Annotated in this window: 24 protein-coding genes; 7 read left to right on the top strand and 17 right to left on the bottom strand. The window is 65.5% G+C overall.

What is annotated here, in order from left to right:
- Positions 1-145 precede the first annotated feature (145 nt).
- The 7 genes from VNK82_03620 to VNK82_03590 form a co-directional block, all read right to left on the bottom strand.
- The gene (locus VNK82_03620) at positions 146-352 is read right to left on the bottom strand and encodes a hypothetical protein (GenBank protein HXE90033.1); all 207 of its coding nucleotides are present in this window, start codon (positions 350-352) and stop codon (positions 146-148) included.
- Positions 353-355: 3 nt separating this feature from the next.
- Positions 356-631, bottom strand: coding sequence for a hypothetical protein (locus tag VNK82_03615; protein HXE90032.1), 276 nt, complete (start codon positions 629-631; stop codon positions 356-358).
- Positions 628-894, bottom strand: coding sequence for a hypothetical protein (locus tag VNK82_03610; protein HXE90031.1), 267 nt, complete (start codon positions 892-894; stop codon positions 628-630). Before VNK82_03610 ends, VNK82_03615 begins: the two co-directional genes overlap by 4 nt.
- Positions 891-1,067, bottom strand: coding sequence for a hypothetical protein (locus VNK82_03605; protein ID HXE90030.1), 177 nt, complete (start codon positions 1,065-1,067; stop codon positions 891-893). The genes VNK82_03610 and VNK82_03605 overlap by 4 nt, the downstream gene beginning before the upstream one ends.
- Positions 1,064-1,393, bottom strand: coding sequence for a hypothetical protein (locus VNK82_03600; protein ID HXE90029.1), 330 nt, complete (start codon positions 1,391-1,393; stop codon positions 1,064-1,066). The genes VNK82_03605 and VNK82_03600 overlap by 4 nt, the downstream gene beginning before the upstream one ends.
- Entirely contained in the window at positions 1,393-1,800 is a 408-nt protein-coding gene (locus VNK82_03595) for a hypothetical protein (GenBank protein HXE90028.1), read from the bottom strand. The genes VNK82_03600 and VNK82_03595 overlap by 1 nt, the downstream gene beginning before the upstream one ends.
- A 238-nt stretch (positions 1,801-2,038) precedes the next feature.
- The gene (locus tag VNK82_03590) at positions 2,039-2,407 is read right to left on the bottom strand and encodes a hypothetical protein (protein ID HXE90027.1); all 369 of its coding nucleotides are present in this window, start codon (positions 2,405-2,407) and stop codon (positions 2,039-2,041) included.
- 316 nt (positions 2,408-2,723) lie between these two features.
- Between VNK82_03590 and VNK82_03585 the strand changes: the two genes are divergently transcribed.
- The 7 genes from VNK82_03585 to eutC all read left to right on the top strand — a co-directional run bounded on the left by VNK82_03585 (position 2,724) and on the right by eutC (position 12,161).
- The gene (locus VNK82_03585; protein HXE90026.1) at positions 2,724-3,743 is read left to right on the top strand and encodes an ABC transporter substrate-binding protein; all 1,020 of its coding nucleotides are present in this window, start codon (positions 2,724-2,726) and stop codon (positions 3,741-3,743) included.
- A complete protein-coding gene (locus VNK82_03580; GenBank protein ID HXE90025.1) occupies positions 3,730-4,989 on the top strand; it encodes an STAS domain-containing protein in 1,260 nt (419 codons plus the stop codon). Before VNK82_03585 ends, VNK82_03580 begins: the two co-directional genes overlap by 14 nt.
- On the top strand, positions 4,986-5,924 hold the full coding sequence (locus VNK82_03575; GenBank protein HXE90024.1) for a hypothetical protein: 939 nt from the start codon (positions 4,986-4,988) through the stop codon (positions 5,922-5,924). Before VNK82_03580 ends, VNK82_03575 begins: the two co-directional genes overlap by 4 nt.
- Entirely contained in the window at positions 5,917-6,729 is an 813-nt protein-coding gene (locus VNK82_03570; protein ID HXE90023.1) for an ATP-binding cassette domain-containing protein, read from the top strand. Before VNK82_03575 ends, VNK82_03570 begins: the two co-directional genes overlap by 8 nt.
- Positions 6,730-7,850: 1,121 nt before the next feature.
- Positions 7,851-9,923 (top strand): alkaline phosphatase D family protein, encoded by a 2,073-nt coding sequence (locus VNK82_03565; protein HXE90022.1) that lies wholly within the window; start codon positions 7,851-7,853, stop codon positions 9,921-9,923.
- A 25-nt stretch (positions 9,924-9,948) separates the two neighbouring features.
- The gene (locus VNK82_03560) at positions 9,949-11,331 is read left to right on the top strand and encodes an ethanolamine ammonia-lyase subunit EutB (GenBank protein ID HXE90021.1); all 1,383 of its coding nucleotides are present in this window, start codon (positions 9,949-9,951) and stop codon (positions 11,329-11,331) included.
- Between the two features lie 2 nt (positions 11,332-11,333).
- On the top strand, positions 11,334-12,161 hold the full coding sequence (gene eutC / locus VNK82_03555) for an ethanolamine ammonia-lyase subunit EutC (protein ID HXE90020.1): 828 nt from the start codon (positions 11,334-11,336) through the stop codon (positions 12,159-12,161).
- A gap of 9 nt (positions 12,162-12,170) precedes the next feature.
- Here eutC and VNK82_03550 read toward each other — a convergent pair whose 3' ends face one another.
- From VNK82_03550 to VNK82_03505, 10 genes are all read right to left on the bottom strand, one after another.
- The gene (locus VNK82_03550) at positions 12,171-13,076 is read right to left on the bottom strand and encodes a diacylglycerol kinase family protein (protein ID HXE90019.1); all 906 of its coding nucleotides are present in this window, start codon (positions 13,074-13,076) and stop codon (positions 12,171-12,173) included.
- Positions 13,073-14,782, bottom strand: a complete 1,710-nt coding sequence (locus tag VNK82_03545; GenBank protein ID HXE90018.1) for an AMP-binding protein — start codon at positions 14,780-14,782, stop codon at positions 13,073-13,075. The genes VNK82_03550 and VNK82_03545 overlap by 4 nt, the downstream gene beginning before the upstream one ends.
- Positions 14,783-14,889: 107 nt before the next feature.
- Positions 14,890-15,132 carry an acyl carrier protein gene (locus tag VNK82_03540; protein HXE90017.1) on the bottom strand — a complete coding sequence of 81 codons (243 nt, stop codon included), beginning with the start codon at positions 15,130-15,132 and terminating at the stop codon, positions 14,890-14,892.
- A gap of 32 nt (positions 15,133-15,164) precedes the next feature.
- Positions 15,165-16,058, bottom strand: a complete 894-nt coding sequence (locus VNK82_03535; protein ID HXE90016.1) for a DUF4440 domain-containing protein — start codon at positions 16,056-16,058, stop codon at positions 15,165-15,167.
- A gap of 60 nt (positions 16,059-16,118) precedes the next feature.
- The gene (locus VNK82_03530; GenBank protein ID HXE90015.1) at positions 16,119-16,922 is read right to left on the bottom strand and encodes an enoyl-CoA hydratase/isomerase family protein; all 804 of its coding nucleotides are present in this window, start codon (positions 16,920-16,922) and stop codon (positions 16,119-16,121) included.
- A complete protein-coding gene (locus VNK82_03525) occupies positions 16,919-18,580 on the bottom strand; it encodes an AMP-binding protein (protein ID HXE90014.1) in 1,662 nt (553 codons plus the stop codon). Before VNK82_03525 ends, VNK82_03530 begins: the two co-directional genes overlap by 4 nt.
- A complete protein-coding gene (locus VNK82_03520) occupies positions 18,577-20,019 on the bottom strand; it encodes a polysaccharide pyruvyl transferase family protein (GenBank protein HXE90013.1) in 1,443 nt (480 codons plus the stop codon). Before VNK82_03520 ends, VNK82_03525 begins: the two co-directional genes overlap by 4 nt.
- On the bottom strand, positions 20,016-21,149 hold the full coding sequence (locus VNK82_03515) for an SDR family oxidoreductase (protein HXE90012.1): 1,134 nt from the start codon (positions 21,147-21,149) through the stop codon (positions 20,016-20,018). The genes VNK82_03520 and VNK82_03515 overlap by 4 nt, the downstream gene beginning before the upstream one ends.
- Positions 21,134-23,470: an SDR family oxidoreductase gene (locus VNK82_03510; protein ID HXE90011.1), complete on the bottom strand. Its 2,337-nt coding sequence runs from the start codon at positions 23,468-23,470 to the stop codon at positions 21,134-21,136. Before VNK82_03510 ends, VNK82_03515 begins: the two co-directional genes overlap by 16 nt.
- 329 nt (positions 23,471-23,799) lie before the next feature.
- A complete protein-coding gene (locus VNK82_03505) occupies positions 23,800-26,268 on the bottom strand; it encodes a 2-oxoglutarate dehydrogenase E1 component (protein ID HXE90010.1) in 2,469 nt (822 codons plus the stop codon).
- Positions 26,269-26,271: the final 3 nt, after the last annotated feature.

Genomic DNA, 26,271 nt, shown 5'->3' with positions numbered 1-26,271 from the left:
GTTACCAGATCGACTTCCCGCGTATAGGGGTAGTGGAAGTGCTCGTTCTTCCCCTTCTTCTCCACCTCGCCAACCAGCGCGATCAGCCGCGCCAGCTTCCGCGCCACAGGTCTCCCTACCGGAAGGCCCGGGATTTCCGATGTGCTCATGCCATCTCCTCGAACAGCGAGCCCTGGTAGATGAACGAGACCTCCTGGCGACCGAACCGGCGCATTACCAGGCGCTTCAACTCGACCACCGACTCGTGCGCCAGCAGCAGAGGCCTCCCATCCGGGAAATAGGCCTTCAGAATGGGCAGCCCGTTCACCATCGACTTCTCCTTCCGCAGCACGACCTGGATTCGGAGCGCCATGCTTCAGCCGGCCTTGCGTCCGTTCTTCGGTAGCGGCGCGGGCTGGGAAGTTTTCCTGCCCGAACCATTGACGGCGCGGTTCAGCAATCGCAAATGCTCCAGGTTGCGCAGCCGCGCTAGCTCTCGCTGATGGGCAAGAACGCGCACTGCATGCGGACGGATCAGCGGCTGCGGCCTTATCCTTTCGCCCTTGATGCGCGGCATGCCCATGCAGGGCGTGCCCGGGTCGGCTCCGCACGCCGAACAGGCATGGGCATACGCGATGTGCTGAGTTCTCAAGTCTGCTCTCCTCTCCCGGCTTGAAACCGGCGCTGGAACATCTGCTTCAGGAATCCGAAGAAGCCGCTGCGCTGCTCGTGCTTTTCTTCTTTCGTGAGCGCGGGCCGGGGCACCTTCAGCAGATCGGCAATCCCGGTGAGCACGCTGATCCGGCGGCGCGAGTAGCGTCCGCCCGGCATGTTCTTGTTGTTCCCGAAGGCCGAGCCGGAGTAGTGGCGCGACTTGCGCGGCGCGCGATGGGCGGGCTTCCGGCTCAGCTTCACCTTCCACTCCCTTTCGGCCAACCCGCCAGCAGCACGACCATGCAGGTCGCTGCGCCCAGCCACAGCGCGCTGCGGCTCCTCCCGAAGTGGAGCGCCAGGGCAACCACGCCCAAGGCGAGCGCCAGGTCCAGCAGCACCAGCAGCAGGAAGCCGAGCATGGCCAGAGGCTTCATCGCGCGCCCTTCACCTTCAGCACCTCGACCGTCACCGGACCGTAGATGTCCTCCCACGCCAAGGGTCCTGCGCCATCGGGAAAGGCGAACGACAGCGCGATGATCTGGCGAGCGGTGCGGTGAGTGGGCAAGCAGCGCGAACCCTCCGGCCGGATCCAGCGGTTCACGGCGAACCGGCCGATGCCGAGTTTCCGAGCGAGCCGGCGAACGCCCATGGCTTTCACCCAGGAACGGAACTTCGGCGTCGGCAGGCTGGCGGGATGAATCCTGATCCGGCAGTCCGGTCCCTCGACGTCCGAGGGCTTCACCGCGGCGCGTGCTTTCATTAAGCCGTGGCTCCAGACCGCAGCGAGTCCTTGAACTGCCCCAGGATCTCCTCCCGCAGTTGCAGCTCGGAGTGCGGATGCAGGAAGCGAATGGGCTTGCCGATGCGCGCCGCGTAGCGGATAGCTTCTCGCGTGCTCTCGCCAACGTAGCCGTTGACGTTCAGGACCAGCAGCTCATCGGCCATGTCGATCTTGCGCAGGTGGAGCTGATCGACGATGGACTTCTCGACCGCCGTAAGCGGGTAGCCGCTGGAGTGCGTGAAGCAGCCGACAGAAAGCACGATGCGGCCGGCCAGGGTTTCCGCGCAGGCGGCTTGCTCGAAGGCCTGCCGGAAGCGGGTTGAGCCCGCCAGGCAGACGATGATGGGACGTAAGTCGGGGTGGAGACTGTTGTGACCGTTGTGCACCGAATCCTCCTTCGATTCGGTGCCAACCGTTCAGCCCATTCTCTTTCGGGCTAAGGAAAGCGCCCGGGATTATGAGTCCCCTGCTCTGACCGCTGAGCTACGGGCCCGTTCCGTCCTCAATCTAGCACACGCCAAGGAAGGCTACGGGGTGGAGCGGGTTGAGTGCGAATGTGAAGAAATGGTGTTGCGGGAGGTGCGGGCGGAGCCGCCCGCACCACGTACTTCAGCCGAAGACCGGTTACTTTTGCCCGGTCGCGTTCTCGTCGAAGACGAGTGAGTGTTTGGGGAATGCGATGCGAGTCACCACCTTGGGACCCGTCTCGGTGATCCTCATATGCACACTGGGGCTGTCATAGAGGCTGCGCTCGTTGAGCAGCCGGGCGGGAGCGGTCGCGACCGCCTGGCGTCCCTGGAGCAGGCTGACCTGCACTTCGGGCCCCTCTCCGGTCCACTCAATGCGGTACTCGCCGGGCTTGAGTTCCGTCCCCGCCAGCTTCACCGGCTCGGAGAAACTCACCGTAGCGCTGCTCTTCTTGACTCCCCAGGCTGAGATGGGGATTGCCAGGATGAGTAAAGCAGCGAGTCCCACGATTGTCCTTGACTTCATACACTTCACCTCCAAGTTCAATACAATCGAAGAACGCTCGTCCGCGGAAGCCGCGCGCAAAGAACAATGCTTCCGCGGCGGCAGGATGGAACTTCCGGGAGAAAGAGATGCAACGACCCGGCCCAGGGTTGCAAGGCTGCACCCGTGGCCGGGTAGGACCGTATGTGATTGATTGACAAGCAGATAGCGCTTAAGTTCGGCCAGTGCCTGGAGGCGGCGATTTCGGCCGGCCAACACGGGTTTCCGGCGCTGCTTCGTGTACACTCTCGCACCGGGAGTTCCTCCGCGACAGCGCGGTCCTCGGGGAGTGATACGCGTGGCCCTGGTCCTTAAACGCCTTTCCTTCGGTTTGGTCCTGCTGCTCCTGGCCTCCGCCGCCTTGTTGTTTTCCGGCAGCGAACGCCGGCAGGACGGGACGGGCCGGAAGTGGAGACTCCACGTCATCCAGTACAACGATGTCGTAGATTCGAACGAGACTAAAGACGGAGTGCTGGCCGGCTTGCGCGAATCGGGCCTGGTCGAAGGCCGCGATTACGAGCTGCACTTTTCCAACGCACAGGGCGACATGGCGACCGTCAGCGCCCTGGTGGATTCGGCGGTCACCCAGAATGCCGACCTGTTGCTAACGCTTTCCACCCCAACCCTGCAGGCCGCCATTCGGCGCGGAAAGGGGACGCCGGTCGTCTTCGCCTACGTGGCCAGCGGAGTCGCCGCCGGCGCCGGCGCCAGCCACATCGACCATCTGCCCTTCGTCACCGGCGTCGACATATCCGTGGGATACCCGCAGATGCTGGCGCTAGTGCGGAAATACTTTCCCAGGGTGCACCGGCTGGGGACGTTGCACGTTCCTGCGGAAGCCAACATGGTTTATTTCCTGGAGCAGTTCCGGGAAGCGGCCGGCGAGGCGGGAATGGAGATCGAAGTGGTTCCCGTGAGCACGGCCACCGACGTCCCCGATGCCGCGCAAGCGCTGGTGGGAAAGCGGATCGACGCCGTCATGCAGATGCCCGGCAACCTCGTGGCGTCCGCCTTCGGAAGCATCGCTCGGGCCGCAGCCCAGGTTCACCTGCCGGTGTTCGCGTTCCAGAAGGCACAGGTGGAGCAGGGCGCCATGGTGGCCATCACCCGTGAATACTTCGACAGCGGCCGGATTGCCGGCGCCCAGGCTGCTCGCGTGATCCGTGGCGAGAGCCCGGCGCGCATCCCGTTCGAGACCTTTTCCGGAACCTACCTGGTGGTGAACCCGGAGGCCGCCCGCGCGGCCGGGGTCACCCTGCCTCCCGCACTGCTCGAGCAAGCTCGACGGGAGGCGATGGCGCGCGATGGACATCGTTAAGCATCCTCGCGGAGATGTGCTGGAGCTGCGGGTGCGCGGCCGACTGGACTCCTACTGGTCGATGTTCTTTTCTGCCGGGCTGAAGGAGATCGTGCAGCAGGGATCGCACCACCTGCGGCTCGATCTTTCCGACGTGACCTACCTCAGTTCCGCGGGCATCGGCGTGCTGGTGGAGTATTACAAGAAGTTGGCCGGGATTCAGGGCTCGTTGATCATCATCGCGGCGTCGGAGCGGGTGCGCAGCATCCTGCGGCTGGTTGGCCTGGAACCCATCCTGCTGGCGGCAAAAGAGGAGGCCACCACCGACACCATGAAGGCGGCGCAGCCGCCGGGCCGCACCCTGAGCAGTGCGAACGCCGCTCACGAGGTGTTCGATTTCGAGGAAGCGGGCGAAGTGGCCTGCCAGGTGATCGGCGATCCGGCGCTCGTGGCGGGCGCGCGCTACCGGCATGAGCATTGCCGCACCATGTCGTTTCCGGAGAACTCCTTTGCGCTGGGGCTGGGCGCGTTCGGCGCCGGGTTTGACGACTGCCGGGCGCGGTTCGGCGAGTTCCTGGCCGTGGCCGGCTCGGCTGCCTATCTGCCGTCGGACGGCACCAACGTCCCCGACTACATGGTCTCCACTACGGGACTCGTGCCGGAGATCGAGATGCTCTATGGCGTGGTATGCGAGGGAGCGTTCCGCCATCTGCTTCGGTTCGAAGCTCACCGCGATGCCGGCGGGCTCCGCTTGAGCGAACTCGCCGAAACCTGCCTGAAGGCAGCCGAAGCGGAGACCGCCGGCCTGATCGTGGTGGCGGAGGCTGCGGGGCTGGCGGGGGCAGCGTTGCGGCGCTCGCCGGCCATGGCGGGCGGCCCGCCGGATCCATTCGCACATCCGGTCATCCGGGATTGGATCTCGTTTTCTCCGGAGCGCGTACACACCCACTCGGTATGCGTGGCCGTGGGGGTAGCCACACACAACGCACCGGCAGCTCTGGCGCCGCTCGTGCGGCCGCTGAGGAACCCGACAGCGCCCAGCGGACACTTTCATGCCGCCGCATTCTCCTACCGGCCACTGGCGCGCGGCCGCGTGGACCTGAAAGAGACAGTGACGTCGCTGTTTTCGACGGAGAAGCTGCGAGGTGTGCTGCACCTGCTGCATGACGACCGTCCGATCGTCGGCGCGGGCGAGAGCGAATTCGTGCGTGGGGCCTGCTGGATCGGGCCCATTGCGCAGACCAGCGTCGCGGGAGGTGCTGCGTGAACCTCTTGCTCGGCGCCTGGACCATCGGGTTGATCCTTTCGCTGCTGGCGTTGGGTGTCTACATCAGCTTCCGCATCTTCCACTTTCCCGATATCACCGCCGACGGTTCCATCACCCTGGGCGCTTCGGTGGCTGCCGTTCTCATCCTGCAGGGCTGGGACGCGTTTCTGGCCAGCGGCCTGGCCTGCATGTGCGGCGCCGTGGCGGGTGCGACCACAGGAGTGCTGAACGCAAAGTTCGGCATACACAAGCTGCTTTCCGGCATCCTGGTGATGACCGCACTGTACTCCATAAACCTCCACGTGTTGGGCAAGGCCAATGTGCCGCTGCTCGATGCGAAGACGCTGATGACAACAGCCGAGCGTGCCGCCGTACGGCTTCTTGGCGGAGTTGCGAGCTTCAACCTGGCGGGCTGGGAGGTGCCGACGCCCGACGCCGCTGCGCTGGCCCTCGCGCTGCTCTCCGCCGGGCTGGTCGCCGGCGGAATGTACGCGTTCCTCCGCACCAACCTGGGCACGGCGATGCGCGCCACCGGCGACAACGAGCAGATGATCCGCGCGCTGGGCGTGAGCGTGGAGAACATGACCATCCTCGGCCTGGCGATCTCCAACGGGCTGATTGCACTCTCGGGAGCGCTCCTTGCGCAGTACCAGGGATTCGCCGACGTGCAGATGGGCATCGGCATGGTGGTGTGGGGGCTGGCCAGCGTGATCATCGGGCAGGCGCTGGTGGGCGAACAGTACCTGGGGCTGACCATCACCGGCGCCATCATGGGGTCGGTGCTGTTCCGCCTGCTGGTGGCGATTGCCCTGCGCTGGGGACTGGATCCCAACGACCTCAAGCTGGTGACGGCGCTGTTCGTCTTCGGGGCGCTGGTGCTGCCGGAACTGCTGGCGCGCACGCGCAGAAAGGCGGCGCAACTGCGGCATGCTTGAGCTGGATTCGGTCACGCGCGTCTTTCACCCCAACACCCCCAACCGCCTGGTGGCGCTCGATAGCGTGAGCCTGGAGGTGGAGAAGGGCGCGTTCGTGGTCATCATCGGGGGGAACGGTTCGGGCAAGACCACGTTGCTGAACGCAATCGCCGGCAGTGTGGCGGCAGAGTCGGGTTCGATCCGCCTGGAGGGCAGCGACATCACGCGCTGGCCCGAGCACCGGCGCGCGCACCTGATGGGCCGCGTGTTCCAGAACCCCTTCTCCGGCACGGCGCCGAATCTCACCGTAGAGGAGAACCTGGCGCTGGCGGCGCGCCGCGGCCTTTCCCGCGGGCTAGGCTGGGGACTGAGCCGGCGTGTCCGCGACGAGCTGCGGGCGCGCATCGCCACGCTGCGCATGGGCCTGGAGGATCGCCTGCAGAACCCCATGGGAACGCTCTCCGGCGGGCAGCGCCAGGCGCTGACGCTGCTGATGGCCACCTGGCTCAAGCCGCGGCTCCTGCTGCTCGATGAGCACACCGCTGCGCTCGATCCGCGCAGCGCCGACCAGGTCATCCGGCTGACGGAAGAGGTCATCGCCCGCGAGCGCCTGACCACGCTGATGGTCACTCACTCCATGCATCAGGCCGCGAGCCTGGGCACGCGGCTGCTCATGCTGTATCGCGGACGCATCCTCCACGACTTCCGCGGCGCGGAAAAGCGACGCCTGCGCCCCGAGGACCTGCTGGACCGCTTCGAAGACCTGCGTCGCAGCGAACTGCTGGACGAAACCGCGGCCGAGATGCTGCGGCGCATGTACGTCTAGGGCCCGTCCCATACGCTCAAGAGGATAGAAGAGCCAGAGCGGCGTCCCTAGGGCCTGCGCTGGCTCTCATGACGCAGGCGCAACAGTTCGGACTGGTCGGAAGGCGTTGCGGTACGACCTGCGGAGAGTAGCGTGAGGAAAGCTACCGAATAGAATGCCATCCAACCCGCTGAAAACGTCCGCCAGGCTCTTGCGGGAATCACTGCATCCGACGAGCTCACTCTGACTGAGCCGAAGATCAAAATGATAGCGACTGCGTAAAAAACCATTGCGCCGGCAACCTTCCCCGTCCATGGTGGGAGTCCGGGAAACTCCTCCCGTACTGACCTCCGCGATCCTTTGGAGGAGCTCCGCCAGGCAAAGACCAGAATCGTCGCCGGCCAGACGATAACAAGGCCTGAGTTCAGCCAATCGAAAACTCGGTTTGGGACCACTTGCTTTCCTTGCCACGCTCCGACGTGTACCCAGAGACTCACGACAACGCCGACGAGGGCAACCACGACCAGAGGCCAGACAAGCGGCTTCATCCAACCTGGAACCTCTCGCGAGGGAACATCGCAGTTCCCTGAATCTGCCAGTGCCGGCCGGCCTTGCAGCGCGACGTCCACAGCTTCATCCAGGATCATCGAAGCCGCAGGTTTGCGGGGTCTGTAGCGGACGCTGACCTGCTTCCGGTGAAGGTAGTCCACGAAATCCTGGGCATCTTCCTCGCTGTCGAATCTGCGGCCGTATCGGCCCGAGTATTGGCTGCCCGCAACCGAATAGGAATAGGCCAGCTCCCCAATCCAGTATCGGGAGCGACCGCTCGTCTTTTCGCGGACCTCGACGGATTCAACGTGCCCTATTGTTGATGGCCAGCTTTCGGCAAGGCGTTGGCGATATTTCTCCCACGCCCTGCGTATCGTACCTGCGAGGAGAAAAAGCAGGACAAGTCCTACCCACCACAACGGGGCGCCGAGCGAGTTTGGACTCCCGTGCATCGAAGCAAGAGGATTGTAACGAATGCATCGGTGTCCGTCTCCTCGTGTTGGACACAACCCCGGTCGGGCGGTCCGCCGCCGTGCTACATTTCTTGCCTCCCTCCCGGCCCAGAGGACTGGTGAGGGACTGACCTACTCCCAATGAGCGAGATCACGCGACGACAATTTCTTCTGCTGGCGACGGCGATGGGGGCGTCGCTGGCCTGGTGCGGGCCGGCGGCGGCGCGCTCGCGCGTCAAGTGGCGGGAACGGCGGGAGCGTTTCGCCGAGGGTGTCGCGTCGGGGGATCCGCAGGCGGACAGCGTCATTCTCTGGACACGCTATTCGGCCGGCACCGGCGCTGCCGTGAAGCTGACGCTTGAAATTGCCGAGGACGCGGAGTTCCGGCGAGTGGTCGCGGCGACAGAAACCACGGCCCGGCCGGAAACCGACTGGACATGCCGCGTGCTGGCCGCAGGCCTGCGGCCGGCACGGGTTTACTGGTACCGCTTCACGGACGCCGACGGCGCGGGCAGCCGCATCGGCCGCACCATCACCGCGCCGGCCGACGACGATCCGCGGCCGGTGCGTTTCGCCTTCGTCAGTTGCCAGAACGTGAACCAGGGAGCGCAGAACGCTTATCGCCGCATGATCTACGAGGACGAGCGCGCACCGGAGAACGAGCGGCTCAGCTTCGTGCTGCACCTCGGCGACTTCATCTACGAAATGGTGTGGTATCCGGAGGAGCGGCCGCAGGGCATGTATGACCGCCGGCTGCGCGACATCGTGCGCTATCCGCAGGGCGAAAAGATCACCGACTTCCACATCCCGGTCACGCTGGACGACTATCGGGCCGTGTATCGCGCTTACCTGGCCGATCCCGACCTGCAGGACGCGCGCGCCCGCTTCCCGTTCGTGCCCATGTGGGACAACCACGAGTTCTCCTGGCTGGGCTGGCAGAGCTTCCAGAAGTTCGAGGGCAAGACGCGCCCGGCGCAGACGCGCAAAGTGGCCGCCAACCAGGCGTGGTTCGAGTATCAACCGGCGCGCGTCCGCCAGCCCGCAGGTCTGGTGCTGGATGGCTTCGCGGCGCCGAAGGTGAGCGATGCCTCCATCACCCGCTTCGACGAACAGGGCCTCGGCGACGAGCCGAACAACCTGGCTGCCATCCGCAGCCTCACGGCGTATCGCGCCCAGCGCTGGGGACGCAATCTCGACCTGCTGATCACCGACCAGCACAGCTACCGCTCGGAGGAGCCGACCGACCGGCCGGAGGCGGCTCCGTTGTCGAGTCCTGACTTCCCCAACTTCGTGCCGCAGGAGGCGATGGAGATCCTCGACGCGGGGCGCGCGTACGAGGGCGGCAAGCCTCCGGCGAGCATTCGCTTTGGCGAAGCGGAGATTCCCAACTTCCGTCGTGAGCAGCCGCCACAAACCATCCTGGGCGCCGAGCAGAAGCGCTGGTTCCTCGAGCGCCTGCGCAAGTCGCAAGCGACCTGGAAGGTATGGGGAAATTCGCTCGGTGTCCTCGACTGGCGCGCCGATCCGCAGAACCTGCCGCCGGAAACCGGCAAGCGGTGGCCGGGCGCGGGGTATGCGGGGTTCGGCGGCGGCGATCACAGCGCGGCCTACGTGGAGCGCGCCGAGATCTATGACCTGGTGAGGAGCGCGGGCATCACGGGCTTCGCGGTGGTTGCGGGCGACCGGCACAGCTTTTGGGCGGGGCTGGCGGCCAAGGCGCTGCCGCCGCAGGCGTTTGAGCCGGTGGGCGTCGCCTTCATCACCGCCTCGGTCTCGGCGCCGGGGCTGGTGGAGGCGTTCGAGCACCGGTTCCCCAAAGACCATCCGCTGCGACCGCTGTTTCTCACCGACCGGCCCGGCGAGGTCAAGCCGCACGCCGCGGTCAACCTGCTGCTGCATCATGGTGTGCGCTCCTGTCTTGAATACCAGCGGACGGGCGATGCAGCCCGTGCGCGTGCCGTGTCGAACCGTGAGCTTTCGCCGCACCTCGCCTTCGTGGACATGAGCGCCCATGGCTACGCGACAGTACGCTTGAGTGAGGACGTCATCGAGTGCGAGTTCGTCTGCATTCCGCGGCCGCTGGAGCGCGCTGCGAGTGCGGACGGCGGGCCGCTACGCTATCGTGTCTCGCATCGGGCCCGACTCTGGAAGCCCGGCGAACGGCCAAAGCTGGAACAGCGGATTCTCGAAGGGGATCCCGGTTTGGCGATTTGAGTAGTCATCCCACGGAGGAACATCCGTGTTCTCCGACTTGCGTGAAGTTTTCGGCAAGGCCAACGAGGAAAAATCCGGGGACCGGCTCGCCGGGCTCGCCGCGGGCTCGGAGCGCGAGCGCGTCGCCGCCAAGCGCTATCTGGCCGACCGCACGCTGGGCGAGATCGTGGACCACCCGCTGATCGACCCCGACCAGGACGAGGTCAGCCGCCTGCTTCTGGAGACGCTGGACCGCGAGACTTTTGCTCCGCTGCGCAGCATGACAGTGGGCGAGTTCCGCGAATACCTGCTCGACGACTCGACCGGCGAAGAAGAACTGCGCCGCCTGCACTGGGCGGTGCTGCCGGAAGTGGCGGCGGCGGTGGCCAAGATCATGAGCAACAAGGACCTGATTCTGGCCGCGGCCAAGATCCGCACCGTCACGCGCTGCCGCAACACCATGGGCGAGCGCGGCGTGCTCGGCATCCGCCTGCAGCCCAATCATCCCTCGGACGACCTGGGCGGCATTCTGCTGGCGACGCTCGACGGCCTGCTCTTTGGCTGCGGCGACGCCGTGGTGGGCGTGAACCCGGCCACCGAATCGGTCGAGACCGTCTCCGGCATCCTGCGCACGCTCGACCGCATGATCGCGGTCTTCCGCATCCCCACACAGGCCTGCTGCCTGGCACATGTAACTACGCAACTTGCGGCGATGGAGGGCGGCGCGCCCGTGGACCTGTTGTTCCAGTCGATTGCCGGAACCGAGGCCGCCAACCGCAGCTTCGGCATCAGCCTGCAAATGCTGCGCGAAGGACGCGAGCGCGTGCTCGAACATCATCGCGCGCGCGATGTGGCCTGGGTGGGTGACAACGTGATGTATTTCGAGACCGGCCAGGGAAGCGCCCTTTCCGCCGAAGCCCATCACGGAGTGGACCAGTTGACACTCGAAGCGCGTACCTATGGTGTTGCGCGCACGCTATCGCCCTTTCTGGTAAACAGCGTGGTGGGCTTCATCGGACCGGAGTATCTCTACGACGAGCGCCAGATCATTCGCGCCGGCCTGGAAGAGCACTTCATGGGCAAACTCCTGGGTCTGCCCATGGGCTGCGACGTCTGCTACACCAACCACGCCGCGGCGGACCAGAACTCCGCCGACAACCTGCTGTTCCTGCTGGCTGCAGCGGGCTGCAATTACTTCATGGGCGTGCCCTGCGCCGACGACGTCATGCTGAACTACCAGTCCACCAGCTTTCATGACGCGCTGGCCGCGCGCCGCCTGTTCGGGCTGAAGCCTGCACCGGAGTTCCTGGCCTGGCTGGAGGAAATGGATATCTACCGCGACGGCCAGCCGGTTGCTTTGCAGCCCGCACGCCGCCGCCAACTCGCGGAAGGGCTGCAAGCGGCGCTCAGGGAGCCGAAGGCGAGCTGAACATGATGGCAAAATCCTCGAAAGAGCGGGGACGGGTGATTCCGGCGACGCCTTCGCCGGAACTGGCGGACATGCTTTCTGCCATCCGCTTGCGGACTCCCGCCCGCCTCCTGGTGGGCCGCGCCGGGCCCTCCTACCGTACCGCGACGCAACTTGATCTGCGCCGTGACCATGCGGCGGCGGTGGACGCCGTGCGCACCGAGCTTGACCTGGAGCGGGATTTCGGCCGTGAGTTCGTCGAGCGCTGGCGTCTGTTCGAAGTCGCGACCTGTGCCGCGGACAAGCAGGAGTACCTGATGCGCCCCGATCTCGGCCGCCGCTTGAGTGACGCGGCGCGCGCCGAGGTCGGGCGTGAATGTCCCAAGGGCTGCCAATTGCAGATCGCGATCGGTGACGGACTGTCCGCTTCTGCCGTCGTCTCGCAGGTTCCGCCGCTCTTGCCGGCGCTCGTCGCCGGTGCGGAGCAGCGTGGCTGGAGCGTGGGGCGCGCGTTCTACATTCGGCATTGCCGCGTCGGCGTGCTCAACGACATCGGCGAGTTGCTGGACCCGGAGATCGCGGTGCTCCTCATCGGCGAACGTCCCGGTCTGGCGACCGCCGAGAGCCTCTCGGCCTACATGGCCTGGCGGCCGCGTGCCGGCCACACTGACGCGGGCCGTAACCTGATTTCCAATATTCACGCGCGCGGCGTGCCGACTGCCGAGGCGGCGGAGAGGATTTTGGCGCTCGCCGGGCAGATGCGGCAGATGAAGACCAGTGGATCGGCAGTGAAGGAATTGCGAACCGCTGCAAGTCATGTCCTGACGCAGGGCTCAGGCCCAACCGTTTAGGCGTCGAACTCACACCATCACACGCAGGGCGCCTGCAAGGACATCCAGGCTTTGGCACTGGAGCGTGAGCGATTCCCCGTCCACCATCACGTCCACAGGGCCTTCAAGCTGAAACTCAATGCGACGTACCGCGCTGCGCTCGGCCAATGGATGCCGCATGTGCGTGCCGTCGTAGAGGGTGTGCAGGTTGCAAATCAGTCCCAGGCGTCCGATCGGCCCCCAGCGCACGTACTCGATCAGGCCGTCGTCAGTTACGGCCTGCGGCGCAATCATCATCTTGCCGCCGGTGAACTTGCTGTTGTTGAAACTGAGAAACAGACACCGGCGGCGGTCGAGCTCACCTTGACTGTCTACGCGCAGCGGAAACGCGCGACGATTGAGCCGCACCAGGCAGGTGAGCACTCCCACGAGATACCCCAACTCGCCCAGCGGCTTGAGTTTGCGGTTCACCAGCGCCGCCACGTCGGCGGCGAATCCCATGCTGAGCAGGTTGATGTAATAGAGCGTGCCCGTGGCGTGCGTGAGGCGCAGCACGTCGCACGTTCGCTCGCGGCCCGCCAGCAAGGACTCGCGGGCGTACTCAGCGCCGCGGTCGCTGAAGTCGCGCAGGAAAGAGTTGCCCGTACCGAGCGGCAAGAAGGCGAGTGTGGGCTTTTCCTCGCCCGCCGCGGCTTCCGGGAAAAGTCCGTTCACAACCTCGTACGAGGTACCGTCGCCGCCGACCGCCAGAAAGCGGCGGTAGCCATCGCGCCAGGCAGCGCGCGTCACTTCCGTGGCTTCGCCGCGCCGGAGGGTCTCGCGGACCTCGAGTTCGATTCCCGAAGCACGCAGGCGCTCCAGTTCCGGGCCGGCCAGCTTGCCGCAGCGTCCGCCGCCCGCAGCCGGATTCACCAGCGCCAGCAGCGGACGGCTCACAGCGGCTTCACCGCCGCGCGCTGGACCTCGGCCCGCACCTGCTCCGCCAGTTCGTGGCGCTTGATCTTCATGGACGCCGTTCGGGGGAAGTCGCGGAACCAGAGCACGTACCCGCCCACGCGCTTGAAGTCCAGCAGGCGCCGGTTGCGTGATTCCAGGTCCTGGCGGACCGCGTCCGTCCACTGCGTGCCGGAATCCGGGTGAATGACCATCACCAGCAGGTCGCCGGTCAGCTCGTGGTGCGGCCAGAGATAGTTCGACGCGAAGACGCAGAACTCCTGCACGGCCAATCCCTCGAAGACGTTCTCGATGTCCTCGGGATAAATATTCTTGCCGCCCTCGGTGATGATGACGTTTTTCTTGCGCCCGAAGAGATGCAGGTGGCCGGAGCTATCGAGCTTGCCCAGGTCGCCGGTCATCAGCCAGCCGTCCACGATGGTTTCCGCCGTGAGCTCGGGATCGTCGAGGTAGTGAGACATTACCGTCTTGCTGCGTACTGCCACTTCGCCGATGCCCTCGGCGTCCGGGTCCAGGATGCGCACTTCCATGCCGGGCAGCGGGCGGCCCACCGTATCCGGACGGAACGGCTTGAAGTCGTTGAGCGTGATGGCGGTTCCGGCCTCCGTCAGCCCGTAGCCGTTGCCCACAAGGATGCCGAGGTCGTAGAAGAACTGCAAAGTCGCCGGTTCGGTGAATGCGCCGCCGACGAACAGCGCGCGCAGCTCGCCCCCGAACGCCTGATGTACTTGCTTGAGCAGCATGCGGCTCAGCGCCAGGTGCGGACGCCGCCGCGTGAAAAACCGGTTGAGCGCGATGGCGGCATTCAGCATTTTCCGCTTGCCGGGCGGCAGCTCGGCGAAGCGCTGGCGCAGTCCCTTCTCCAGGTTCTTGAGCACCAGCGGAACCAGGCTCATGTACGTGATCTTGTAGCGCGGGAAGGCGTCGCGCACGTACTCCGGCCGCAGCGTCCGCAGATGCACCACGCAGGCGCCGCAGGTGAACGGTCCGATGAATCCCACCATGAAGTCGATGGCATGATTGGTGGGCAGGATGCTGAGGTATCGCACGCCCGGCCAGAACGGGCAGAGCGCGGTCAGCGACATGCACTGTTCGAGGTAGTTCTCGTGCGTGAGGACGCAGCCCTTGGGGCGTCCGCCGGTTCCCGAGGAGTAGACGATGCATGCCCAGTCGCTGCGCTCGCGCATGACGAACGTGGGCTCCCCTTCACCGCGCGCCTCCTCCCAGCGCTTGGCCCCGGCTAGCTCGGCGCCGGGTGGCGCTTCGGTTACCAGCACGGTACGGACACGCAGGTCGCGGATGCCTTCCGCCTGCTGCATCGCGCGCCACAGGTAGTACTCCACCACCAGCACGCTCGCCCTGGAATGCGCCAGCAGCGCCAGTTGCTCGCGCGCCGTCAGTTTGTAATCCAGCGGGACCAGCACGCCGCCGCGAAAAAAGATGGCGTAGGCCGAGATCAGCCACTTCGACTGGTTGGTCATGCAGATGGCGGCGCGATCGCCGGGGCCGAACCCCGAATCCTCGAGAAACCGGGCCAGCGGCAGCGCCGATTCGCGGAAGTCGCGGTAGGTCAGGCGGGCCTTCTCGCGCTCGCGGTCGCTCTCGATCAGGCACACTTCGTCGGACCAGCGCTCCAGGGCATCGCGCAGCGCCGCTCCGAGGCAGGTGTAGTTCCTAAGGTCGAGCACGGGAAGATTGAGTAATCGGAAAATCTGGCAATTGGGTAATTGTAAAGGCCCGTGCAACGAAGCAGTGGCGCAATTACCAGATTACCCGATTACCAAATTACTCAATCCTAGAGTCTTGCTTGAATTCGCTCGGCCAGGGTACGGAAGTCCGTGACCCCCTGCACTTCGTAGTCAGGCAGCTCGACCTGGAAGTGGTGCTCCAGGCGGGTGAGCAGCTCGAGCGCCTGCAGGCTGTCGATGCCGAGCTTCTGGAAGAAGTCGTCGTCGGGAGAAAGGCGCTCGCGCGGCACCTTGAAGTGCGCGGCGGCCAGGCCGAGGATCTCCTCGAGAGTCTGCTCGCGGGTGCGCATAGGATTGGGAACCATTCTAACGCGGCGCGCGCTCAGTTCGTGTCTGACGGCGCCAAGACCATCACATCCAGAGCGACCTGCCAGGGACCTTTGGGTTTCCGGCGCCACACGCGCAAGTAGTAGCCGGTGTGCCGCGGCGCGTTCGCTTCCCCGGAATGGAACTCGCCCGACCCGTAGGTGTAGCCCAGATCGCCGGAGCCAGAGACATCTCCGGCGATCGGTTTCCACGTCAAGCGTCCGGGTTTCTGGTCCAGTTCCTTGCCAACGCCAGCGCGACCGGCGACAAGCTGCCGGCCTGGACGCAGGAACAGCACATCGTCGGCAGCAGTCGCCGCATACGCCTCCACTGCGTTCCTTTCCGTTGCGGCGGCAAAGCTCCGGTCAGCTTCCAGCAGGCGGGCCCGTTCCGTGGCCACGTCGGCCGTAGCCTTTTCCGCCTTCATGCCGTTGCCCGGCCGCAGCCCCAGTGTTTCCGAATGCTCGGGCCTCGCGTGTGGAGCACCGAAGTCGATGGCGACCTTCCAAGCGCCGGCGGCTTGCTTCTTCCACACGGTGACGAAGTGCCCGTAGCCGATGGCCCTGTTGTTGCCCGTGCCGCGATACTCGTACGGCCCGGTGGTAAAGCCCATGTCGCCGGCACGCGAGACCTCGGCATACGACGGCTCCCAGCTCAGCACGCTGTTCTCGGGCGGGTGGTCACGCATCCATTTCTTGCCCGGCACTGGTCCGGGCCGGAAGATCACCGCGTCCTCGGCCAGGTTAGCCAGGAACGCGGGACGGATGCCCTTCTCTACCGACATGCGCGCGAAGTTGCGTTCCGCTTCGAGCAGCGACTTCAGAATGGGACCCGGCTCTTCGGCGGGAGCGAGCACGTGCAGCAGCGAGAAAAACGCGAAAACAGCTACAGATTGGGCCAGGGATCGCATGGGCACTTCCTCCTCAGAAACAACCGCAGCAGCGAACTGCGTTGCCTCCTCCTGCGTCCCTCACGGCAGGTACGGATGCGCGTCCGTGCTCTCGACGAACTTCTTCAGGCCCGCCGCGACCGCCGGCCGGCGAAACAGCTCACAGAATATCTCAATCTCCTGCTTCAGTTCTTCCTTCGGGATCGGCTTGATGAACTTCTTGGCGGCGCCGGCGGTGCCACGATCGAACTTGCACACCTGGGCCGCGGTGGCGCGCGCCACCCGCAGAGCTTCTCCCTCGGCCGCCAGTTGGCTCACCAGGCCCACGGCTTGAGCGCGCGTGGCGTTGATGCTGCGGCCGGTGAGAAGCAAATCGCGGACCACGGCGTTGCCCAGATCGCGCTTCAGGCGCGGGACGCCGCCGAAACCGGGGATGAGCCCCAGCCGCAATTCGGGGAAGCAGAAGCGAGCCATCTTGTCGGCGACGATCAGGTCGCAGGCCAGGGCCAGCTCGAACCCGCCGCCGAAACAGACCCCGTGCACGGCGGCAATCGTCGTCGGCGGCGCGGCGTCGAGCGTATTCAGTACCTTGTGGATGCGCTCCAGGAAATCGCGCAAGCGCCGGGAGCGTTCCGGCTCTTCCACTTCCTGGGAGCGATGGTACAGCTCCCGCAGATCGGCGCCCGCCGAAAAGCCGCATTTCCGCGTGCTGTGGATGATGACCGCGGCTGCACTTTCGCCCAGCTCGTGGAGCGCTGCCGCGAAGTTCTCCAGGTCGGCGAGCGTCTGCGAGCCGATCTCGTTGCAGGGCTCGCGGTCGAGCGCCAACTCCACCACGCCGTCTCGTAGTTCCCAGGAGAGCGTCTTGGCTTTGTGCCTGCTCATGCTTCTTTCTGATACATCGCTGCGATCTCACCGGCGTATCGCGCTGCAATCGCATCCCGCTTCAGCTTTCCGTTCGCCGTCAGCAGGCCGCCTTCGATGGTGAAGGGCTCTCCGATGACGGTAAATCGCCGCACTTGCTTGTAGTGCGGCAGCCCGGCGTTCACTTGTTCGATCGCCTGCTCGGCCTGCCTCCGCTCCACCGCGCCCGTCACCAGCGCTGCCAGGTAGCTGCGTTCGTTTCCCACCAGCACCACCTGCTGTGCGCCGGGGATCTTGCGCGCCAGTTCCTCCTCGATGGGCTCGGGCGCAATGTTGTGCCCCGAGGCCGGAATGATCAGGTTCTTGATCCGCCCGATGATACGCCAGTTGCCGCTGGCGTTCGTCTCGCCCTGGTCGCCGGTGTAAAACCATCCGTCGCGCAGCACCTTGGCGGTCTCGGTCGGACGGTTCCAGTAGCCGGGGAAAATGTTGGGGCCGCGCACCAGAATCTCATCGTGCTCGCCCAGCTTCATCTCGATTCCCGGGATGGCCGGGCCGACCCAGCCGGGTTCGACGCGATGCGGATCATCGAGCGTGCAAATGGCTGTGGTCTCTGTGAGCCCGTACACCTGCAGCACCGGGATGCCCAGCATCATGAAGAAGAGCTGCGTCTCGACCGCCAGCGGCGCTGAACCGCAGATCAGCGCCTTCAGGTTGGGGCCGATTTTTTTGCGGATGGCAGGGAACACAGAGGCTTGGGCCAGTTTGAGCCAGAAGAAACCCAGGATGCCGTCATCCTGAGTGAAGGATCCGGGCCTTCTCATCGCACGCTCGAACCATGCCTGCTTGCCCCTCCCGAACAGCTTCAGCGCGAAACCGCCACGCTTGGCCACCTGTTCCTCGATCCCTCTGCGCACGCGTTCCAGCAGCGCCGGCACATTCAGAAAATAATCCGGCGCGGCGAGCTTCATTTCGTCTGCGAGCTTGGTCAGATCGGTCGAGAGCGTCAGGACGCTGTGCCGCGACAACGCCGTCAGCATCAGGATCCACGAGCCGGCGAAACAGAAGGGCAGGTAGTGGAAGATGCGGTCAGCCACCGGGCGCGGGCCCATCAACTGGTCCAGCCGGCCCACCGTGCAAGGCACCATGTGGTTCAGGTTCGCGGTGTTCAGGATGACGCCTTTGGGCTCGCCCGACGTGCCCGAGGTATAGATGATGGTCACCGGGTCGCCATCGGTTCGCGGCAGCGGGTCGTCTTCATGGATGGGCGGAGCGGTGAAGACTTCGTCGAAGAGGCATTGCCGCGGCGCTTGTGGCCACTCGCGCGCAACGGCCTCGCGCAGTGCGGCGTCGCCGCAAAGGACGAGCGAAGCGCCGCTGTCCTTCATCATGCCGACCAGTTCTGCCGGCGCCTGCCGCGCGTAGAGCGGCACGACGATCACGCCTTCCGCCATCAGCGCCAGATCCAGCGCCGTCCAGCAAATGCTGTTGTTCGCCAGCAGCGCGCATCGGTCGCCCTTTTTCAGGCCTGCCGAGCGCAGAAAGCCCCGCGCGGCGCGCACGTGCGCCAGCACCTTGCCGGCCGTTGCGCTGAGTAGCTTCCCATCCCGCGCCTCGGCAAGCACCGGACGCGCCGGATCGGCTCCCAATCTTCGAAAGATGTTTTCGAGGAAGTTCATGCGCACGATGCGCCCGGCCGGACTGTCGCGCCTTCGTACTGCTCGACCAGACGGCGCAGATTGGGGCTGAGCGGCGGCAGGTAGTCCTCCCAGCTCAGTTGGCCGGTTCGCACTGGAAATTCAGGATAGCGTTGCTGAACGTGCTCTTCGAAGTAGACGCCCATGCGGGCCATGGTCTTCAGGTTGCGCACCACGGTCTGCCCGATTCCCGCTGCCACGGCCTCGCGCTCGCGGCGCAACCGCTCCATCATTTCGTACAGTTTGGGTTCCAGTTCAGAATCGTCCACCTCGAGCAGCAGGTGCCGATGTCCACGCTCGTGCATCAGGTTGCGGATGCGCTCGTCCATGGTGATGCCGGCCGAAGCGACCAGCCCGGGCATCGAAGTCACGATGCCGTGGTAGCGCGACGACACCATCAAGTGGCACGCCCGCAGGATGCTGACCAACTGGTACATGTCGTAGTCATCGGACGTTGCCACGGGAACGCCGCCCAGCATTGTCGCCAGTTCGCGGCAGGCGCGCGCATCCAGCCGCTCCATCGCCGCCAGCACCACGAAGACGCCGTGCTGTTTGCGGAAACGCTCGACAGCGTTGGCGATGGCCTTCAGATAGCGCTGATACGCCGCGTCCACCTGCGGGCCGGAGTTGTGGAAGTACACCGTGCGATAGTGGCTCTGCTCATAGGCGCCGAACAGCAAATGCGCCGCATATTTCGTCACCGACGCCTTCACCGGCCACCAGAAGGGATTGATGGGACACACCACCAGCACTTCGCGCTGCCCGTCCCAGCCCAGGTCACGCAGGGCTCTCCGGCCATATTCCGGGCGGTGCGGCTCGAACGTCCACGCCGTATCCGTGCCCGGTTCGGTGGGGACACCCAGGGCGCGCAGCACCGAGCGTGATTCTTCATTGCGGGTGATGATGAGCGACTGCGCGCAATACCGCCCGCACATCCTGGCCAGCAGCTTGTCCATGTCTCCGGCTTCCGCGCCGTAGCCGATGGAGAGCTTGTTCTCCGCCGTGGCGATGCCGAGGGAGCCGATCATCATGGTGGTCAGGGCGTTGGCGAACTTGCTCTTGAACATGGAGCCTTCGCAGGCCACCACGCCGTGATGCTTGCGCACTTCGCGGAAAAGGAAGGGCGGGAAGATGTCGGGCAGGTGGACCTGTTCGGCGTCGCCGAAGTAGCCGCGCGAGCGTTCGAAGCTCTGCGTCATCACGGCCAGCCGGCAGTTCTCCGCTCCCAGGATGCGCCGCACCTGGCGCAGCATCTCCTCCACGCGCACGTCGGAGCCGGTGTTGCGCGTGCCGTTGTAGCCGGCGAACAGGAGGCGGAGCTTTTCGCCGGGGCGCCACGTCTGGCCGGCGCCCAGCATCCAGCCCAGCTTGGTGATCTCGATCAGCCCGGCCACCCAGGCCTCGAGCACCAGGTCCATCATCCGACCCGTCCTCCGGCCGGACTGGGCCACTCGCGGTAGGGATAGGTGAAGCGCGTCTCCCGGCTGAACTTCAGCAGGGGATAGCTGTACTCGGAAAACGGAGCCGGCCGCCGCCCCAGCTCCGCCACCACGCGGGTGTTGTCGAATACGGTGTTCCAGACGAGATACGGAAGGAAAACTTTCAGCAGGGAAGCCCCGTAGCCCAGGTTCCCCTTGCGGTTCGAAAGCCACTCGACTGTCCAGCGGAACGGCCCCTCGAGCGACGGCATGAACCACGGCGCGCTCTTGCGCTGCGCCCGCGCCAGCGCCTGCGTCAGCTCTCGGTAGGTCTGCGACCCGGTTCCGGAGGAAAGATGATAGATCTCGTGCCCCGGCTTCTCCTTCTGGTGCAGCGTGACGATGGCGTCGGCCACGTAATCCACCGGCACGATGTCGATTTTGTCCTCGGCGCGGAAAGGGAGCACGGGCAGCCCCGCCAGGAACACAAACGCGCGCACCATGTCGAACTGCGTGGTTTCGCCGCGCCGGCTGTCGCCCAGCACGATGCTCGGCCGGAAGATGGTGCGCGGCACCTCCGGCAGCAGCTCGCGGATCATGTGCTCGCAGAATTTCTTCGTGCGCGCGTACGGATCGTAATCCGAACGCTGCCAGTCGACCGCCTGGTCCTCTTCGACGACTTCGTTCTGCCGGTGTCCGGCCACGGCCACGGTGCTCACATGACTGATGCGCCGCAGACCGTGGTCCTGCTGTGCCCGCCGCGCCAGTTGCACCACTTCCAGCGTTCCGCGCAGGTTCACGTTCAGGCACTGCTTCTCGGACTTCCGGTTGAGCGACGCCGCGCAGTGAATCACCGAATCGGTCGTCTTCGTCAGCCGTTCATAATCGCGGTCATTCAGGCCGAAGCGCCGCTCGGTCAGATCGCCCAGGAACACCTGGATCCGCGACTGCAGGTACTCATGGAACTTGGGGAAGTCCATGTGCAGTTGCAGCGACCGCCACAAGCGCTCGGCGCCTTCCTGCTGGTTCCTGGCGCGGACCAGCAGGTTCAGCGTGTCCTTGTGGTTTTCGAGCAGTCCGGCAGCCAGGTGCGCGCCGATGTACCCGGTGGACCCGGTCAGGAAGATGGCCATGTCGCTCCCGTGGGAACGCTCGGATTGCCCGCCGGCGCCATGCGGAACGTGCGTCCCGAGCGCGACTCCGGCAGGCGACCCTCGATCAGCGGATACGACCACTTGCGCAGCGCTGGAATATGGATGTTGATCCAGTACTCCCACCAGTCGATCGAGCGCGCGTCGTAGCCGAACCGCTCGCGCTCTTCCGGCTCGAGCGCCGCCGCCAGCAGCTCGATGTTGCCCGCCTCGAACACCTGTTCGTTGTGCAGGATGAAGGGCTCGTACAGCTCGATGAGCCGCGCCACCCGGTCCAGCGCCCGTTCCCGCTTCACCAGTTTCTGCTCCATGAAGGGGATGGGCGAAGCCAGCAGCCGGATGCTGCGCACGATGGCCTTCTGTCCCGGCGCGGAGAGCCGCTGGTAGCGCGTCTTCGACACGGCGATGGTGTCGAACCGCAGCCGCAGCCAGTGCTCCAGCCCTTCCTGCGCGCGGTAATGCTTGCGGTGGGCCAGGCCGGTAAGCTCGATCGAGCGCCGCATGTCGCAGGGATTGCTCTCCGAACTGGCCAGTTGATACATGCGCTGGTGTCGCCGCCCGATGAGCGCCGCGGCGATCAGCGTCATGCCCCGGCACACCAGGTCCACCGGCACAATGTCCAGACGCTTGCGTTCGTTCGACGGAAGTTGCCGGAAGTACGTCCCCAGAAGGTAGGAAAGCGACGCCGAAGTATTGATGCCCTCGTTCCACCCGGAAAACGGGCTGTGCGTCGAAGTTTCGACGATGGACGGCCGCACCACGGCGATGGGCAGGTCGCCGCCGCGCGTGGCGATCAGCGATTCCGCCAGGCTCTTGGTGAAGGTGTAGGTGTTCGGCCAGCCGAATTGCTGCGCGCGCCGCATGCCCGCCTCGATCAGCGCGCTGCGTACCCAGCGAATGCGGGCCTTGCGCAACTGGTTCTCCAGCGCTTCTCCGCTCAGTCCTGCCGAGCGCCGTTCCGCGATCTCCTTTTTCAGCTCGGCCGTCACTTCCGGGCTGGCCGCTCGCTGCTCCGTCTCCCTCACCAGTTCGTGGAGCGCCAGCCGCTCGCGCTCGGCGTCGAAGTCCGCGACGCGCTTGGGTGTGTAGTTCGGCACCAGCTCTTCGCGCACGCGTCCATCCACGTAGCCCGCCACGTAGCAGGTCGAAAGGTGAAGCAGCGCCGCGTGGTCGCAGGCGCGCAGGAAATCAAGCAGGTGGATGGTCGCCTCGACGTTCACCGCCAGCGCATCGCGCAGGTCGGGATTGAAGTCGGTCAGGCCGGAGCTGTTGATGACCAGGTCCAGTTTCTGCTGCAGGCGCGCTCGCGTGGCCTCGTCCAGGCCGAGGCCGGGCTTTGACACGTCGCCCTCGACCACCTCGACACGCTCCGAGAGGAATTGTGCCAGCCCGTCGCCGTGCTCGGTGTGCAACGGATCGAACAGCGGCGACTCTTCCACAAGCTTTTCGAAGCGCCGCAGAGCGCTGTTCGATTTCTGCCGCCGGACCAGCAGATAGATGCGGCCGATCTCGGGCAGGTCGCGCAGAGCGTTCACCAGCCATACCTTGCCGATGAATCCCGTCACCCCGATCAGCAGGATGTGCCTGCCCGCGAGCGACTGCCGCACCGAAAGCGGCCCCAGGCGCTGCCGATCGTCGAACACCACCACCGGACGCGCGTATTTCACCGATACCCGCCGTGCCGGACGCACGGCGGCGCGCAAGACGTCGGGCGGATGTCCCAAATCGCGTGCCAGCTTCTCCAGCGGCACGCTGCCATCGGGATTCCCGCCGAAAATTCGCGCCAGGCCTCCGCGCGGGCGGATTACCGGCTCCAGCAGCCGCCCGGTCGCCAGGCCATCGCGGAACTCCAGCCGGTTTGCTATCAGCCCGGCGGCGCCCAGGTACTCCGCCAGCGGGCGCATCACCTGCTCCAGCCCCTGGCTCACCAGCACGACAGGCCGCCCGTCCGCCATCGCTTCCTTCACCTTCGCCACGCCCTGCGGCTTCAGCCGCGGCTTCTGCTGGTACTGAAAATACTCCTCACCCAGCAGATCGAGCCGGTCGGCGCTCACCCCCCGCAGCATGGTGTGCAGCACGCGGGTGGCGGATCTGCGATGCAGGGCGTACAGCAGAGGCCGTACCAGTACCAGCACCGCCAGGCCCCAGCGACGCGCCCAGCGCTCCAGGAAGCTTTGCGTGTTGCGGGTGATGAAGATGAGCGGCCGCACAGCGCTCAGGTCAAGCAGGCTGCCTTCCACTCGCCAATAGACCGGCTCCAACGCCGAGCCGGGCTGCCCGTTTTTTTGTTCGTGTGCCTGCAAGAGCGTTGCTTCTGGCCCGGGAGCGGGCGTTAGTAGGCCAAGATTGTACCGGATTCGCCGCCGCCGTGGCGTTCCCGGATCGTGTAGCAGCGGCGTCTCGCCGTGCTGTTTTGCGGGCCACTTGCCCGCGCAACATGCCTTTGCCCTCGCGGGCCGGTTAGGAAACTCCAACGTTCTACAGAGCCGTCATCGCGAGCGAGGGAGGGCCCCGCCGCGCATACGCCACACGCCCATTGCGCGCAGCGCGGGCGTGGTCGTGCGCGGGAAACCCGAGTCGAGGGACCTTTGGGGTTGCTGCTCTCAAAAGGGCGCTCCCTCGGATTGGAACGTTATCGCGTGAACGCCAGCGCCAGCAGCGCCTTCTGCTCCAGCTCATGCGCCTTGGCGGAGCCCGTGGCCGGGCTGGGGCTGGGCGAGCGCTTCACCGTGCGCACGTGGCGGTCCCGGGCCATGCGCGTCAACCGCGGCATCATGTAGCCCAGCGCCCCCTGGTTGGCCGGCTCTTCCTGCACCCACACCAGGTCACGCGCCTGGGGATGTCGCACCAGTTCCGCCGCCAGCTCCTGCTGCGGAAAGGGATACAACTGCTCCACGGATACGATGGCCGTCTGCTTTGCCCCGCGCTCGCGACGCTCTCGTCGGAGTTCATGCCCGATCTTGCCCGTGCACAGCAGTACAGTTTCCGCGCTTTCGACTTCGGCATCGCCGATCACGTTCTGGAAGCGCGCCCGGCTGAGGTCTGCTACCGGAGAGCTGGCATCCGGATGCCGCAGCATGCTCTTGGGCGTGAACGCCACCAGCGGCTTGCGCCACGCACGCAGCGCCTGCCGCCGCAGCAGATGGAAATATTGTGCTGCCGTCGAAGGCTGGCAGACCTGGAGGTTGTCGCGTGCCGCCAGTTGCAGGTAGCGCTCGATGCGCGCGCTGGAGTGCTCCGGCCCCTGGCCCTCGAAGCCGTGCGGCAACAGCAGGACCAGCCCCGAAAGCAGCCCCCACTTGTCCTCCCCCGCGCTGATGAACTGGTCGATGATCACCTGCGCGCCGTTGGCGAAATCGCCGAACTGCGCTTCCCACAGCACCAAGGCCTCAGGGAAGTCGCGGCTGTAGCCGTATTCAAATCCCAGCACCGCGTTCTCGGAAAGGATGGAGTTGTAGACCTCGAACGTCGCCTGGTCCCGTGCCAGGTGGCTCAGCGGGATGTATTCATGCTCGTCCTCGGTGTCGATCAGCACGGCGTGCCGCTGATTGAACGTGCCGCGGCGGCTGTCCTGCCCGCTCAGGCGAACGGGGACGCCGGCGCGCACCAGCGTGCCGAAGGCCAGCGCTTCCGCCATGCCGAAGTCCACCGGCCGCTTGCCATACCCCATCTCCGCCCGCTGTTCCAACAGTTTCTGCACCTTGGGATGGATGTGGAAACCGTCCGGCCACTGCGTCAATCCGTCGGTGACTTGGCGCAGCTCCTCCTCGGTCACGCCCGTATCCACCTCGGACGCCGGGTCATACGGGCCGCCTTTGAAGCGCGACCAGTAGCCGGGAAGCTGCGCCAGCACAGGTTTCTCCGTGAGCTTCGCGGCCTGCTTCTGGGCCTCTTCAAACTCTGCGCGCACCCTCTGCACCACCGGCTCCGGATCGGCGCCGATCTTCGTCGCATAGACTTGCCACGCCACCGGATGTTCCTTGATGCGGCGATACAGACGCGGCTGCGTGATGGTGGGATCGTCCACCTCGCTGTGCCCATGCCGCCGATACCCGATCAGGTCCACCACCACGTCGGTGCCGAACTCATAGCGGTAGTCCATCGCCATGCGTGCAACGCGCACCACCGCGTCGAGGTCTTCGGCGTTGACATGCAAGATAGGGATGGGGAGCCGCTTCGCCAGGTCGGCGGAAAAACGCGAACTGTGCAGTTCGCTCGGATTGGTCGTGAACCCGATGAGATTGTTCACGATCACATGCACGACGCCGCCCACGTCATAGCCGCGCAGCCCGGAAAAAGCCAGTGTCTCCGCCGTGATACCTTGTCCGGCGAAGGCTGCGTCGCCATGCAGGAGGAAGGCGATCGAGCGCGCCTGTCCGTCTTCGCCCAATCGCCGCTGCTTCGCGCGCAGCCGCCCCACCGCCACCGGATCGACCGCCTCCAGGTGGCTGGGATTGGAGACCAGGTGGATGCGCACCGTGCGTCCCGTGCGCGTCTTGTAATGTCCAGTTGCGCCCAGGTGATACTTCACGTCGCCCGAGCCCAGCACGCTGCGCGGGTCTACGTCCTCGAAGCCCGCGAAGACGTCGCGCGCCGGCCGCCCGGCGATGTGCACGATGGCGTTCAGTCGTCCGCGGTGCGCCATGGCGATGAGCGCCTCTTCCGCCCCCAGCCCGGAACCTGTCTCCAGCATCTCGTCCAGCAGCGGTATCAGCGCCGTGTTGCCTTCCAGCGAATACCGCTTGGTGCCCAGGTAGCGCGTCTGCAAAACCTGCTCGAACAGCTCGGCCGAGATCAGGCGCTCGAGGATGTGTGCCGGATTGTCAGGCCCGGGCGCGGCGGTTTCCATGCGCTCCTGGATCCATCTCCGCCGTTCCGGGTCGGCGATGTGCATGAATTGGGCTCCGACGGAGCTGCAGTAGAAGCGTCGCGCTTCGTCAGCCCACGGGCCCGTCAAGCCGTCCAACTCAGGATGCGGCTGCGGCTCAAAGTGACCGAGAGGGTCGAGATCGGCTTCCAGATATCCCCACCGCCGGAAGACATCGAACACAGCTTCGCGCTCAGAAGCCGTCTTTTCGGACCGAATTGAGCGCGTCGCCATGAC

This window comes from Terriglobales bacterium (assembly GCA_035573675.1).
Taxonomy (GTDB): Bacteria; Acidobacteriota; Terriglobia; order Terriglobales; family Acidobacteriaceae; genus DATMAB01.
The sequence above is the reverse complement of the archived record's forward strand: the minus strand, read 5'-3'. Positions and strand labels throughout refer to the sequence as shown.

Coding starts and splice junctions, on each gene's coding strand:
- VNK82_03620 (HXE90033.1), bottom strand. CDS start 352: ATGGCGCTCCGAATCCAGGTCGTGCTGCGGAAGGAGAAGTCGATGGTG.
- VNK82_03605 (HXE90030.1), bottom strand. CDS start 1,067: ATGAAGCCTCTGGCCATGCTCGGCTTCCTGCTGCTGGTGCTGCTGGAC.
- VNK82_03600 (HXE90029.1), bottom strand. CDS start 1,393: ATGAAAGCACGCGCCGCGGTGAAGCCCTCGGACGTCGAGGGACCGGAC.
- VNK82_03590 (HXE90027.1), bottom strand. CDS start 2,407: ATGAAGTCAAGGACAATCGTGGGACTCGCTGCTTTACTCATCCTGGCA.
- VNK82_03580 (HXE90025.1), top strand. CDS start 3,730: ATGGACATCGTTAAGCATCCTCGCGGAGATGTGCTGGAGCTGCGGGTG.
- VNK82_03570 (HXE90023.1), top strand. CDS start 5,917: ATGCTTGAGCTGGATTCGGTCACGCGCGTCTTTCACCCCAACACCCCC.
- VNK82_03565 (HXE90022.1), top strand. CDS start 7,851: ATGAGCGAGATCACGCGACGACAATTTCTTCTGCTGGCGACGGCGATG.
- eutC (HXE90020.1), top strand. CDS start 11,334: ATGATGGCAAAATCCTCGAAAGAGCGGGGACGGGTGATTCCGGCGACG.
- VNK82_03540 (HXE90017.1), bottom strand. CDS start 15,132: ATGCGCACCCGCGAGCAGACTCTCGAGGAGATCCTCGGCCTGGCCGCC.
- VNK82_03535 (HXE90016.1), bottom strand. CDS start 16,058: ATGCGATCCCTGGCCCAATCTGTAGCTGTTTTCGCGTTTTTCTCGCTG.
- VNK82_03530 (HXE90015.1), bottom strand. CDS start 16,922: ATGAGCAGGCACAAAGCCAAGACGCTCTCCTGGGAACTACGAGACGGC.
- VNK82_03525 (HXE90014.1), bottom strand. CDS start 18,580: ATGAACTTCCTCGAAAACATCTTTCGAAGATTGGGAGCCGATCCGGCG.
- VNK82_03520 (HXE90013.1), bottom strand. CDS start 20,019: ATGATGGACCTGGTGCTCGAGGCCTGGGTGGCCGGGCTGATCGAGATC.
- VNK82_03515 (HXE90012.1), bottom strand. CDS start 21,149: ATGGCCATCTTCCTGACCGGGTCCACCGGGTACATCGGCGCGCACCTG.
- VNK82_03505 (HXE90010.1), bottom strand. CDS start 26,268: ATGGCGACGCGCTCAATTCGGTCCGAAAAGACGGCTTCTGAGCGCGAA.